12 protein-coding genes and 1 tRNA gene are annotated in these 12676 nt (G+C 56.8%); 1 reads left to right on the top strand and 12 read right to left on the bottom strand.

The window, feature by feature from the left end:
- Positions 1-479: 479 nt before the first annotated feature.
- From ACEG18_RS09625 to ACEG18_RS09575, 11 genes are all read right to left on the bottom strand, one after another.
- Positions 480-555: transfer RNA gene (locus tag ACEG18_RS09625), tRNA-Lys, on the bottom strand.
- Positions 556-583: 28 nt separating this feature from the next.
- The gene (locus ACEG18_RS09620) at positions 584-1864 is read right to left on the bottom strand and encodes an aminopeptidase (protein WP_349087615.1); all 1281 of its coding nucleotides are present in this window, start codon (positions 1862-1864) and stop codon (positions 584-586) included.
- A gap of 89 nt (positions 1865-1953) precedes the next feature.
- Complete coding sequence (locus ACEG18_RS09615) at positions 1954-2529, bottom strand: ABC-2 transporter permease (protein ID WP_022093792.1); 576 nt, start codon at positions 2527-2529, stop codon at positions 1954-1956.
- Positions 2530-3408 (bottom strand): phosphoribosylaminoimidazolesuccinocarboxamide synthase, encoded by an 879-nt coding sequence (locus tag ACEG18_RS09610; RefSeq protein WP_035136481.1) that lies wholly within the window; start codon positions 3406-3408, stop codon positions 2530-2532.
- 118 nt (positions 3409-3526) lie between these two features.
- The gene (locus ACEG18_RS09605) at positions 3527-5092 is read right to left on the bottom strand and encodes a sensor histidine kinase (protein ID WP_372542569.1); all 1566 of its coding nucleotides are present in this window, start codon (positions 5090-5092) and stop codon (positions 3527-3529) included.
- Positions 5093-5103: 11 nt separating this feature from the next.
- The gene (locus ACEG18_RS09600) at positions 5104-5826 is read right to left on the bottom strand and encodes a response regulator (protein ID WP_006236208.1); all 723 of its coding nucleotides are present in this window, start codon (positions 5824-5826) and stop codon (positions 5104-5106) included.
- Between the two features lie 153 nt (positions 5827-5979).
- Positions 5980-7191 carry a hypothetical protein gene (locus ACEG18_RS09595; RefSeq protein WP_372542567.1) on the bottom strand — a complete coding sequence of 404 codons (1212 nt, stop codon included), beginning with the start codon at positions 7189-7191 and terminating at the stop codon, positions 5980-5982.
- Complete coding sequence (locus ACEG18_RS09590; protein ID WP_089572560.1) at positions 7191-7454, bottom strand: TIGR03905 family TSCPD domain-containing protein; 264 nt, start codon at positions 7452-7454, stop codon at positions 7191-7193. Before ACEG18_RS09590 ends, ACEG18_RS09595 begins: the two co-directional genes overlap by 1 nt.
- A 113-nt stretch (positions 7455-7567) precedes the next feature.
- Positions 7568-8536, bottom strand: coding sequence for a GGDEF domain-containing protein (locus ACEG18_RS09585; protein ID WP_372542565.1), 969 nt, complete (start codon positions 8534-8536; stop codon positions 7568-7570).
- Positions 8494-9369, bottom strand: a complete 876-nt coding sequence (locus tag ACEG18_RS09580) for a hypothetical protein (RefSeq protein ID WP_372542564.1) — start codon at positions 9367-9369, stop codon at positions 8494-8496. The genes ACEG18_RS09585 and ACEG18_RS09580 overlap by 43 nt, the downstream gene beginning before the upstream one ends.
- 15 nt (positions 9370-9384) lie before the next feature.
- Positions 9385-10068, bottom strand: a complete 684-nt coding sequence (locus ACEG18_RS09575; RefSeq protein ID WP_372542562.1) for a substrate-binding periplasmic protein — start codon at positions 10066-10068, stop codon at positions 9385-9387.
- Between the two features lie 94 nt (positions 10069-10162).
- Between ACEG18_RS09575 and ACEG18_RS09570 the strand changes: the two genes are divergently transcribed.
- A complete protein-coding gene (locus ACEG18_RS09570) occupies positions 10163-10342 on the top strand; it encodes a hypothetical protein (protein ID WP_372542561.1) in 180 nt (59 codons plus the stop codon).
- A gap of 68 nt (positions 10343-10410) precedes the next feature.
- Here ACEG18_RS09570 and ACEG18_RS09565 read toward each other — a convergent pair whose 3' ends face one another.
- A complete protein-coding gene (locus tag ACEG18_RS09565) occupies positions 10411-12333 on the bottom strand; it encodes an Ig-like domain-containing protein (protein WP_372542559.1) in 1923 nt (640 codons plus the stop codon).
- Between the last annotated feature and the right edge of the window lie 343 nt (positions 12334-12676).

Raw genomic sequence — 12676 nt, 5'->3', positions numbered from 1 at the left:
TGGGCGGGAATCGCGCACTCCATATTTTGTTCACAAATGAATAGGTCCCTCAGTCGCATCACTGGGGTTAAAACTGAAGCATTGGCTTCTGATATTGGCGATGACCAGCTGTTTTATGAGTATTGAGACATCGGTCATCTCTGGAGCGCTACTTTACCCCAAAGGCATCAGCTATTTGTTTCCCATCGGTAAAAGGCGGGTTTTGTTCGCCAAGCGTTCTTATATATAGATAGATACGGGTTCGAACCCGTGCACCGGCAACAAAAAAGACGGCCAACCGAAGTTGACCGTCTCAACAATCTTTGGGTGGGCCGTCAGGGGTTCAGCCTGCTCCGCAGGCGGCCGCTGCGGCGCTTCGCGCCTTGCGCGCTGCGCTGGCAAACGCTCACGCGTTTACTCAGCTCCGCGCCCCGACGGGTTCGAACCCATGCCTTGGCAACAAAAAAGCGACCAACCGGAGTCGATCGCTTTCTATTCTATGGTGGGCCGTCAGGGGTTCGAACCCTGGACCTTGGGATTAAAAGTCCCCTGCTCTGCCAGCTGAGCTAACGGCCCGCGGGTGGCATTGTACCACGGTCTAGGACTATTCCCAACTCCATTGGCCGTTCTGGAAAATCACAACTTCACGTCCATCAGGCGTAATGCCCGTAATATCGATGTCGTCCGTGCCGATCATAAAATCGACGTGCGTGCTCGAGACGTTAACACCATGCTCCAGGAGCTCCTCCTTGGACATGTCGTACCCACCCTCGATGCATTCGGGGAAACCGACACCTAGCGCGAGATGGCAGCTAGCGTTCTCGTCATAGAGCGTATCGTAGAACAGAACACCACTTTCGCGGATCGGCGTGTTCTTGGAAATGAGCGCGACCTCTCCCAGGTGAGCAGCGCCCTCGTCAGTATCGATGATACTTGCGAGCGTTGCCTTGCCCACGCGGGCGTCGTAGCCCACCACGCGGCCGCCCTCGAACTTAATCCAAAAATCGTCGACTTTATTGCCGTGGTGGATGAGCGGCATGGCCGAGTACACGATACCGTCGGCGCGCATGCGATCGGGCGAAGTGAAGACTTCCTCGGTGGGAATGTTGGGGAAGAAGGGGTGCCCATCGGGCGTCTTGCCCTTGCCGCCGGCCCACTCGTGACCCTTCGTCATGCCAATCGTCAGATCGGTTCCATTTGCCGCGGTGTAATGCAGGCGGTCGAAACGATTGTCGTTCAGGAAACGCAGGTTCTTTTCGAATGCGGCGTCATGGAGTTCCCAGTCGCTCTCTGGGTCCTGGCCATCGGCGCGAGCGGTGTGCAGAATCGCATTCCACAGCTTATAGATTGCAACCTCATCGGCGTCTCCCGGGAACACCTCGCGCGCCCAAGCCACGACCGGAGCGCCGGCGATGCACCACGGATTGATGTTGTAATCCAGTCCACGGCGGAAAACTTTGCACTGCGTGTTCTTTGCCTTAGAAGCTGCAGCGGGCTTAGCGGGATCGATGCCCTTAAGGGCGGCGGGGTCCGCACCCTCGATAAAGATAAAGCAGGCACCGTCCTGGGCCAGGGAATCCAGCTGCAGGCGCTTCCACTCGGGCGTCTGCTCAAAATAGCTTTTCTCGACATGCTCGTACGTGAGCCTCGTCACGGCATCATCGGCCCAGATGACCGTCACGTGGCCGGCGCCGGCAGCATAGGCCTCCGCGACCACCACGCGCGCAAACGGCACGCACTCAACCGGAGACTGAACGACGACTTCCTGGCCGGGCTTAACGTTTACGCCCTTGCGGACGACCAGGCGCGCATAGTTTTTAATCTTGGGCTCCAGGGACTTCATACCCTCCAGGGCCTCTTCGACCGTCAGGGCAGCTCGAATCATGTGCCACTCCATCTATCTATAGAACAGTAAAAAGGCGCGCCGCAAAAACGACGCGCCTTATATCTTAGCGATAAGTATGTATGCAAACGCTACTTCTTCTTGGAGTCCTTCTTGTCCTCCTCGGCAGCTGCGCGCTCGATAAGAGCGTTGAGCTTGTTCTCGGACATGCCCTCGGCCTGCGCGCGGTACATGTTGCGCAAGGGACGAATACGAGCGAAGTCGTAGATAAAGTCACCCAGGATGATGACATAGGACAAAACGATGCCGACCATCTGGACAGGGCTGGACACCATGCCAGCGGGAGCGAAGTACAGCGAGGCCCAAATTGCCACGACGAGCACCATGCCAATGGCGAGCACAATCCACCAGATGCGACGGCGCTTGGTGTAGTCCTCGTCCTGCTTGAGGAGGATATTCGACACCGTATAGATGCGGTCCTCCTTGGCGCGCTGCTTAGCCTTGCGGGCGCGCTTCTCCTCTTTAGAGAGGCCCTCGAGGTTCTCGCCCTTCTCGAGCTCTTTGCGGCGTGCCTTAGACGAAGCCGGCACGACGCGAACGGAGCTCGCTGCTTGGCGGGCGGGCTTAGCAGATGCGGCAGACTTGCGCGCAACCCCGGTAACTTCGTGGGATTGCGTGCGCTTGTTCGTGGCGCTACGGGTACTCACTTATGCATTCTCCTTCATGCTTGTGAACTGGGAGCCCGTGATGATCTGGAAGGCCTCGCGATAGCGCTCGGACGTGCCATCGATGACCTCGGCGGGCAGGTGCGGGGTCTCCCCCGTCATATCCCAGTTGGCCTTGAGCCAATTGCGGACGAATTGCTTGTCGTAGCTAGGCTGGATCTTGCCCTCCTCGTAGCTGGCAGCAGGCCAGAAACGGCTGGAGTCGGGCGTGAGGCACTCGTCGATCAGCGTGACCTTGCCATCGATGACACCAAACTCGAACTTGGTGTCGGCAATGATGATGCCACGGGTCGCGGCGTACTCGGCAGCGGCCTTGTAGATCTTGAGGGAAAGGTCACGAATCTGCGTGGCGATGTCCTCGCCCACGATCTCGCAGCAACGCTCGAACGAGATGTTCTCGTCGTGGTCACCGATCTCGGCCTTCGTGGACGGCGTGAACAACGGCTCGGGAAGCTTGGAAGCCTCGGTCAGGCCCTCAGGCAGCTGGATGCCGCAGACGGTGCCGTTCTCGTCGTAGGTCTTCTTGCCCGAACCGGTCAGATAGCCGCGGACGATACACTCGATAGGAATCGTCTGGGCCTTCTTAACCAGCATGGCGCGGCCAGCGAGGTAGTCACGATACTCAGCAAACTCCTCGGGGAAATCCGCCGGGTCGATGGAAACGAGATGGTTGGGGACGATGTCGGCAAACTTATCGAACCAGAATGCCGAGATGCGATTGAGCACCTCTCCCTTAAACGGAATCTCGTCGGGAAGAATGAAGTCGAACGCAGAAATGCGGTCGGTGGCGACCATCAGCAGGTTTTCACCGGCATCGTAAATATCACGAACCTTGCCACGGGAATCCGGACGACGCTCCATCGTTGTCACGTGAGTCACTCCTTACCTAAATACGACAGAAATGCGGGTTCTTTCCCGCATGTTTTCGCAAACTCGGAGCGGCAGGGACGCGGCCCCTCCTTCACCGAATAGCGAAAAGCTAGTGCTCCATTGTAGTAGATGCCGCGTCCGCCGTGTGCTCGCGGGGCAGATGAATTGTAAAAGTCGTACCCTTTCCAAGCTCCGACTCCACGGATATGTAGCCATGGTGACGCTCGACGATCTGCTTGGTCACGGCGAGGCCGACGCCCAGGCCGCCAGCTTCGCGGGCGCGGCTGGCATCGGCGCGCCAAAACCGCCCGAAAATGCGCGACAGATCGTCCTTGGCAATACCGATGCCGGTATCAGAAACGGCAATGCTGACGTGCCTGCGGTCACTGAGCACCGACACCACGACCCAACCGCCCTCGGGGGTGTAGCGCATGGCGTTGCTCATGAGGTTGATAACACATTGCGTGATCATGTCGGGATCGGCCTCGACGACATCGTCGTGCCCTTGGGTTTCATCTGCAAAGCGAAGACGAAGGTCACGGTCGGCAAACAGACGCTCCTGGCCGTTCACAATCGATCGCACGAACGGAACCATGTCCACCGGTTCTAGATTGAGCGGAGCCGTGCTGTTTTCCATACGCGATAGGTCGAGCATCTGCTGCACCAGACGAGCCAGGCGACGCGTCTCGGAAGCAACGGTCTCCAAATGCTCATCGTCGGTGGGATACACGCCATCCTGCATGGCCTCGACCGTTGCGAGCATGGCCATAAGCGGCGTGCGAAGCTCGTGTGCAACGTCTGAGGTCAGGCGCTTCTCGTGTTTCATATCCTTCTCGAGCGAGGTGGCCATCTCATCGAAGGTCTCACCCAGCTGATCGATCTCGTCATCACCGCGCAGCCCCGTGCGAGCCGACAGGTCGCCGTCACGGATTTGCTTTGCGGTACTGGTGATACGATGAATCGGCTTGGTGAGCATGCGCGACACGAGCGATCCGATAACGACCGAAATGCAGATTGCAACAACCGCGGCGAGGGCCATGGCGTTAAAGGTCTTCTCCCTAAACGCAGAGTCCGCCTTGGTGAGCAGAGCATCGGAGCCGATGGCCCACAGCTTTACCTGTCCGACATGCTCGCCGGAAGACGTTACAATCTCGACGTTAGCAACGCTATCGGAGTCGGTTGGAGCAGACGAGACCGGGCTATGCGATGCTTTTTTACCGCTCGAGCTGCTCGACGCTGATTCGCTCTCGCGCACATCGGCGGTCGCGCTTGCCGAAGGCCATGAGTCGTCATAAACGACAACGCCTTTCTTGTTGACGACTTGCATACTCAGGTCGTCGGACACCAAACTCGATGTCGCGACCGTACGTAGCTCGCCCGCAGTCCAATTGCCGTTTTCCTCATACGACGTCGCAAGCTTTTCGGCAGCGGAATTTGCGATTTCGACGATATTGGAGCGCGTGTAATCCGAAAAGACCGTGCCCCACACAACAGAGACCACGCCCACCAGCACCAATACCGTCATGAGCGATGTCAGAGCAAAAGCAAGTGCCATGCGCGAGGGATAGCTCATCGTTGGCCGTGAATCGGAACGAGGCGTGTTCCAACTAGCCTTGGAACCCGCCTCGCTCTCCTGCTTGTGCTTTTGTCCGATTTCAAAGCGCGCAGGTGTCATATGTGATTTCCCTATTTCTCGTCCGACTTATCGGTCTTGGCCGGAGCCTCGAAGCGATAGCCGACACCGTGGACGGTGTAGAGCCACTTGGGCTTCTTGGGATCATCGCCCAGCTTGGCGCGAAGGTTCTTCACGTGGCTATCGATGGTGCGCTCATAGCCCTCAAAGTCGTACCCAAGCACCTTCTCGACCAGCTCCATACGGTTGTAGACACGGCCGGGATGACGAGCAAGCGTGGTGAGCAGCTTGAACTCGGAAGCCGTCAGATCGACTTCCTTGCCTTCGACCAAGATCTTGTGGCCCGAGATATCGATGACCAGATCGCCGAAGTCGAGTACCTCGACGGCGGGCTCGTCGGCCTGATGGGCACGACGGAACAGGGCGCGTACGCGGGCGACAAGCTCGCGCGGCGAGAACGGCTTAATCAGGTAGTCGTCGGCGCCGAGCTCAAGACCGATAATACGGTCCTCGATCTCGCCCTTGGCAGTCAGCATGATGATGGGAACATCCGAGGTATCGCGAATGGTGCGGCAAACGCGCTCGCCGGGGATCTTGGGGAGCATAAGATCGAGCACGACCAGGTCGAACTGATGCTTCTCGAACTCCTCGATCGCGGACTGGCCGTCGCCGACGCCCACAACCCAGTAGCCTTCGCGCTCGAGATAGGCAGCGACGGCGTCACGGATTGCCTTCTCATCCTCGACCAGCAGAATCTTTTTTGCATCTGAAGCCATAACACGGCCCCCCTGTCTCAATTAGCTAAGAACAAGCCCATTTTAACGCACCTGAGCCCGCCGGATGCCGCTATGACGCGGCAGCTCGGCGGGCGGTACTCACAATTACAACGCGTTTATTCCCCTGTTGGCGCCTTTTTAACCCCTCTAAGATTAAAGAGAGAATAGGCGTGCGGTGACCGTCTCGGGTATACCCTGGCTGTTGCGCACTGTGGCGTACGTAAGGAATGAGTCCGATTTTCCCGCCGTAGCTGGATAATCGCCATACTCCAAAGCGCGGTCGGGCGACAGCAGCGAGCCATAGGTCTTGGCAGAGGTGTCGATGAGAAAATGCGATGCTTGCACCTTAACGAGATATTTATTCTTCTTGCCGGCAGCACATGCGAGCGGCTCGCGTGACAGAAAGAGGTACGGCCCTCCCTCATTACCGATATACGTGCCCATGTTGCCCAGACTGCCCACGCCACTATAGGTCGCCTCGATAGAAAACACGAAGGTATCGCCCATATATACGGCCTCGAATGGCGAGACTGACGAGGGAAGGACTAGCTGGGCACGTTTGGTGTTGTTACCATCGGTCAGATCGATTGCCGTTATGCCGTAGTAGACGCCCTCGTCGTTGCGGACACGCGGCGAGATGGTCAAAATGCCGTCGCTCACGCGTGGGGCCGACGCAAAGCGGCCCGTCGATTTCCAAATTGTCTCGGCCTTAGATTCATCAAGCGAGCGACGATAGCAAAACGAATCGTTACTCGTTTTATTGCCGCCTGCCGAAGGCATTTTATACCAGATGACTGATGACCCGAACGCCGTAAACAGTGGCGGATCGTAGTCCTTGCCACCTCGATCGAGCTCAACCACGTCGCCAGAGAGCGAAGCGCCCGACAGATTTTGAGCGTAGAGCTTCCACGATGAATTGGCAAAGTTCATCTCAACCCACGCAAACACGCCATCGCCGGCACGGACATCGTAAAAAGCATATCCCGTGCCCTCGATAGGATCCTCAATTAATGTGGTAAGTGAGCCATCGCCCAGGTTGAGCACACCGAGTGTGTTGGCATGCAGTGCCGATGCGGGCGCCATCATTGCCGCAGCATAGTCACCCTCGCAGTAGTACAGCAATGTGCCCAGCGGCAGCGTCCACGATGCCGCCGGCTCAAGATCGATGTCGACTGCCTCGTACTCATCCGTAATCGAGATGATCTTGGAATCGTCCTTGATAACCTGCGGCTCGCCAGCGGCATCATCACTGGTGCCTGTTTTTTTCGAACATCCGGCAAGCACCGTGGCAGCGCCCGCGGCAGCTCCACCGAGTACAAAGCCGCGGCGCGATATTCCGTTCTTGATGTGGTCGACGATACCCATTAGGCGATCTCGGCGCGGGCGGCCTCGATAGCGCGCGTAAGCTGATCGGCGCAAGAGGTCTTCTTCATGCCGCAGGTATTGCCGGCAAGAACCTCGATCACACGGTCGGCAGGAGCGCCCTCGACCAGTTTGGAGATGGCCTTGAGGTTGCCATCGCAGCCGCCGGTAAACTCGACGCCCAGTACCTTGCTGCCGTCGTCGGAAAGATTGAGATGGATATTGCGAGAGCACACGCCCTGAGGCTTGTAGTCAAAGCTAATCATTGAGATCCCCTCTCATAGAGAAATTTCAGATGTCTATTATCCCCGCCCGGGCCGATATAGTATCGCGGGCACCGATTCAACATCCTACGATGCACAAACCGGTGACTGCAATACTAACGATTCGCGTCCTGAGCGTGAACTTCACGCTTCTCTTGATACATGTTATGGTCGGCAACGCGGTATATCTCGGCTAGCGTACAGCCGGGTGTCTCTACCGTCGCGATGCCAAATGACGCGCTGACGGCCAGCGCATCATCGCTCGCCGCAGCAAGACCGCGGCGAAGATCTTGCACCAATTGACGCGCGGACTCGCGATCAGTGTAGGGGCATATCAACAAAAACTCATCTCCACCAACGCGCATGGGCACAAACTTCTCGCCTGCCACCTGCCTCAATACAGACGCCGTACGCCGCAGCAACTCATCGCCCATTTCGTGACCGTAAAGATCGTTGGTGCGCTTGAGGTGGTTGCAGTCCATCATGATCACACTCACGGGCAGGGATTTGTTCACCGAGTCATCGCCAAGGGACTCAAGGTAATTTCTATTGCGAAGCCCCGTCAGTTTGTCCTGAAAAGAAAGCTCTTCGGCGCGCTTTGCCATCGAGATGTTATGCGTCGCCACGACGACCGACTCCAGCCGGCCTTGCTCATCGCGATGCTGGGGGACAACCTGTAGCGAGTACCAAGCGCCTCGACAATCTCGCACCTCGGCAGCCAAGTACGGTACGCCCTCCATACGTTCACGAAGCGTACTTATATCTACGAGCCCCACGACCGCTTCGCGGCTTTCGGGGCTCACGATATCCCGGCAGACCGTGTCCATAAAGTCATATGCCTCGCTGTGCTCGGCAAATATCTTCGCTATCGCCGGCGACATATTGATCCCCTCGATCTCGAGGGTGTCGAGATGCAAAAGGAAGGTCGAATCGTAGATGGCGCTTATGGCATTGATAATGCCGAGCTGTTTATCCTTTTCGACCAAATTGCGGTGGTCAACGATATTTCGAGCCAACAGCACCACGACCCAAAACGCAAGGCTCACCAAGACGCCAGCAGCGACAAATGTGATCCTGCCAGACATGACCTCAGATTTGGGATATAGCGCAAACAGGCGGTAGTCCTTATACGCCGCACGCACGGCATACCAGGTAGCCCCCCCCGATATTCGACACGTGTTAGTCCTTCGTCTTTCCAGTCAATTCCACTATCGACGAGAAGTCGAGCAAGGGTTATATCGACGGTCGAATCGTTTGAAGAAACGATTTGTGCATCGCGCATCACGAGCACCGTTGGGCTCTGATGGAATGTGTTGTTCACGAGCACGTCGGCGATCGTGTACGAATAATCATCGGCGGGCTCGGGCGCAAGCGATCGGTACCCCAGCGCTACGCCATCACCGTACGGAACGGCACTCACGGCAAAGTCGACATCGCGACGCTCAACGACGGTGGAGTAGGACACCTTGGAGCCTCGATACATCGATACGACCGACGAACAGGCCAGCTCCTCTCGCCACAGCATCAGCGGATCGCGACCGTCGATATCGTAATGAGCGGCCATATGGCCGTCGGCGTCCATGACCAGCATTCCCGAAAGGTGCTCGGTATGGACGTACTCCTCGACGCGATCATCGTTGACCTCAACGCGATCAGGCGGCAAGAACGTCGAAAACGACTCGACCGCGGCATCCAAATTGTGCGTCGCCTCGGTTTTTCTTCCCTGCTCATATCGGTCATATTTTTCGCAGGCGGCCTGTAAAAACACCATGGCTTCCCGGCCAAACCTAAGCGTCTTATCGAGGCAGCGATGCGTGACGACCGTATACAGCAGGCCCAACAAGACAATGCTGGTCACAACGGCGACAGCCGCGGTAACTAAATGCTTTCGATGCAAGCGGCGCTCATCATTTGTCATGATTCCGCTCCTTGCCTACCTGTCGTCGCCCCTGCCTTTGTAACTGTCCACAATGCGCTCAATCGTGCCATCTCGGTCCATGTCGAACAGCACGGTATTGAGGTTTTTGACGTACTCCCCCTCATAGCTGTTCTCAAACGCAACGCCCAGGTCAACTGTCATAACGTTGTCGGCAAACACGCGATAAACACCGGGATACTGCGCGACGAGCCGGTCGAGCGATTGAACGTCCGCCATCCAACAGTCAACATAACCTTTGACCAGGGCAGCTTTGCAGAGTTCGGCAGAGCCATATGATTTGATGTGCACATCCGGCGAGATCCCTAGGTCCCCGGCAAGCAATCGGCGTTCACTCACCGAACCCGCAATCACCGCAATGGTCTTGCTTCCATCGAGAGACGCCAAACCCTTGATACCACTCGTTTTCTTGGCGGCAACCGAGACTGTCACGGTCAGATACGGCTCAGTCCAGTAATAATCGTCTTCGCGATAATTGGGCGAATAGTCGCACCACAGACAATCGATATCGCCGTTTTTGAGCAGGCGATCGCGATCATTCCAAGATATGTCAACAAATTGCGGTTTGATTCCAGCACGCTTGCAGGCCTCGCGGGCGATATCGATATCGATACCGGCATAATCGCCTGTGGTATCGACATACACATAGGGGTCATTATCCGTAACGCCAATCTTGAGCACCGGGAGATCTCTGTCGGCTTCATTCGAGGAGGAAGAACTGCTTCGAACGGTATACGTCAGGGCGCCCGCACAGACGGCAACAAGGAGTATGAGCGTGAACGAGACGATGGTGGCTCGTTTGATACGTCTGGGCACACGGCTCTTTTCATCGAAACAGCAGATAAGGTTCATTTTATTACCCGGGCGCATATGCGACAGTAAAAAAAGCGCCTCGCCCAAGACGGGCAAGGCGCCAAAGGTTGAAATGCATCCGCAAGCGGTCGAATTAGGCTAACCCTACTCGAGGCTCAGCTGCTCCAGGCGATCGAAGACTATGTCGATGCGGGTGACGAGCGGGGTACCCTAACGCTCGAAACGTTTACGCATAAGAGCGAAAGCGATCAGCGCAACGCCTGCGACAGTAGCAATAAAGGCAACCGCAAGGGCCTGGTCGCCCGTATTGGCGAGCGCGCCCTTAGTAGCCTTAACAGACTTTTTGGTCACCTTAGTCGTCGTCTGCTGACTAGGCTGGGACGGCGTCACGGGCTGCGTAGGCTGAACCGGCTCGCCATTGGCCTCCTCGCCTGTCACCACGTACGTCGAGAAGTGGCTCGTGCGGAAGCAAAGGTAATCGCCCTCGTTCCACGTATCCATAGCCTGAGTGGAACCATCCTCGGCAACGTAGAGCACCTTGAGATTGGTGAGCGCCTTCATGGCTGCGGTCATCTTGACACGAACGATGAAGGACATGCCATCGAAGTCCTCGATAACCTCGCCATTCTTGAGAAGCTTGATATCGAGCTTCTCAGCAACCTTGGTAGCCCCCTGCTCAAGGCCGGAAATCGTAGCATTGGCGGCGTCGGTAAGATTTGTCGGCTCCTCGACCACAAGAGAGATGCTGTTGTTCTGGGCAATGCCGGCAGCGGCATTGTTCTCGGCGCTTACGCTAACGTCCGTTCCGTCGCTACCTGCAACGCCCGCAATGGTCCTCGCCGCTACAGTAACGGTGCAGGTCATTGTTTTGTCACCACAGGTGACGGTGATCGTGGCGGTACCGGCCTTAAGCGGCGTCACGACGCCGTCTTTGACCGTAGCGATCGACGAGTCGCTGGAGGTCCAGCTCACCGTCGTATCGTCTGCATCGGCAGGACTCACAGTTGCGGAGAGCTTTGCGGAGGCATCACCGACGGTAAAGGACAGGCTCGTCTTGTCGAGCTCGACTTTCTGGACGGGGTTGGTCACGGTCACCGAGACGGTTTGGGAGAGCGACTCTGCAGTGATGACAAATGAGCCAGAACCGGTCTTGAGGGCGGTAACGGTGTAGGAGCCATCGCCGTTGTCGACAACCTTAAACGCCTTCGAAGCGCCCGTGTCATCCAGAGCAAGCTTGGTCTCGTCGACCTCACCCGCAAGGGCTCCAACAAGAGAAATCTTCACGGTGCCCTCTTCGCCCTTCTTAAGGTTAAGAGCGGTCTGGTCGACCGTAAGGTTCGTTGCGGGATTAGAGACGGTCACCGCGCAATCCTGAGAATAGACGCCGTCTTCAGTCGAAACGGTGATGGTTGCGGCGCCCTTGGAGACAGCCGTCACCTTTCCGGTTTGATCGATCGTAGCGACGCTCTCATTGCTGGACTTCCAAACAACTGTCTGGTTAGCCTCCGCGGGAACGACCGCCGCCTTAAGCTGCTCGGTTGCAGCGCCCGCAAGCGCGACCTTCTGCTTATCGAGCGTGATGCCCGTAGCAGGCTGAATAACGGTCACCTTGCACGTGGCGCTATACTCGCCGTCCTCAGTGGTAACGGTGATCGTGGCAGCACCGGCCTTGACCGGGGTCACGACGCCGTCCGCAACCGTGGCGACCTCCGGGTCGCTCGAAGACCAGGACACATTCTTATTCGTTGCATTGTTGGGCTCAACCGTTGCGGTCAACGTCGAGGGCTCACCGCCCACAGCAAGCTTAAGATTCGACGCGCTGAGGCTGACGCCCGAGACCTTTACGACCGGAGTGGTTACCGTAATTGTATCCGTGGTTGCAGAGACCCCATCAACCGTTGCCGTGATCGTGGCATCACCGTCACCGACAGCGGTAACAAGACCGTTAGCGTCGACGGTAAGGACGCTCTCGTTGGAAGAGGACCAAACAACCTGGCTGGCCTTGTCATCAGGGGAGACCTTTGCCTTCAGCTGCTGAGTCGTGCCTTTATCCATGGAGGTTGAGTAGCTGTCCGCAATGGAAACCGCAGTCTTTGCAGGCTCCTCGCCAGGCTTGACAACATGAACGGTCATCGTGTCGCAGAGACGACCACCCAAGTACATTGAAACCGTTGCATCGCCGTAACTATGAGGCACTAAATACCCCAAGTAACTGCCACCACTAAACATCGGTCCTTTTACCTCGAGGACATCGGGATTATCTGAAGTGAAAGAATACTTTGCGCCGGCATAGGAGTCCATCAATTCCTCAGCGCTTTTGCTCAGCACGCCCTTTGGATATTCAAACCCCCTGTCACATTCCAGCCAAAGCCAATCTTTGGATATACTATCTGAACTGACCTCACAGGGAAATGTATAATCGCTCGACACAAACTTAGCCTTCGAAAGGCTCACTTCCGCAGGGTCGACAACCTTT

Source organism: Collinsella aerofaciens (assembly GCF_041537385.1).
In the GTDB taxonomy this organism is placed as follows: domain Bacteria; phylum Actinomycetota; class Coriobacteriia; order Coriobacteriales; family Coriobacteriaceae; genus Collinsella; species Collinsella aerofaciens_BV.
Note: the sequence above shows the minus strand (reverse complement) of the source record. Positions and strands in the feature narration are given on the sequence as shown.

Coding starts and splice junctions, on each gene's coding strand:
- ACEG18_RS09610 (WP_035136481.1), bottom strand. CDS start 3,408: ATGGAGCGTCGTCCGGATTCCCGTGGCAAGGTTCGTGATATTTACGAT.
- ACEG18_RS09605 (WP_372542569.1), bottom strand. CDS start 5,092: ATGACACCTGCGCGCTTTGAAATCGGACAAAAGCACAAGCAGGAGAGC.
- ACEG18_RS09585 (WP_372542565.1), bottom strand. CDS start 8,536: ATGTCTGGCAGGATCACATTTGTCGCTGCTGGCGTCTTGGTGAGCCTT.
- ACEG18_RS09600 (WP_006236208.1), bottom strand. CDS start 5,826: ATGGCTTCAGATGCAAAAAAGATTCTGCTGGTCGAGGATGAGAAGGCA.
- ACEG18_RS09620 (WP_349087615.1), bottom strand. CDS start 1,864: ATGATTCGAGCTGCCCTGACGGTCGAAGAGGCCCTGGAGGGTATGAAG.
- ACEG18_RS09590 (WP_089572560.1), bottom strand. CDS start 7,454: ATGATTAGCTTTGACTACAAGCCTCAGGGCGTGTGCTCTCGCAATATC.
- ACEG18_RS09565 (WP_372542559.1), bottom strand. CDS start 12,333: ATGACCGTTCATGTTGTCAAGCCTGGCGAGGAGCCTGCAAAGACTGCG.
- ACEG18_RS09595 (WP_372542567.1), bottom strand. CDS start 7,191: ATGGGTATCGTCGACCACATCAAGAACGGAATATCGCGCCGCGGCTTT.
- ACEG18_RS09580 (WP_372542564.1), bottom strand. CDS start 9,369: ATGACAAATGATGAGCGCCGCTTGCATCGAAAGCATTTAGTTACCGCG.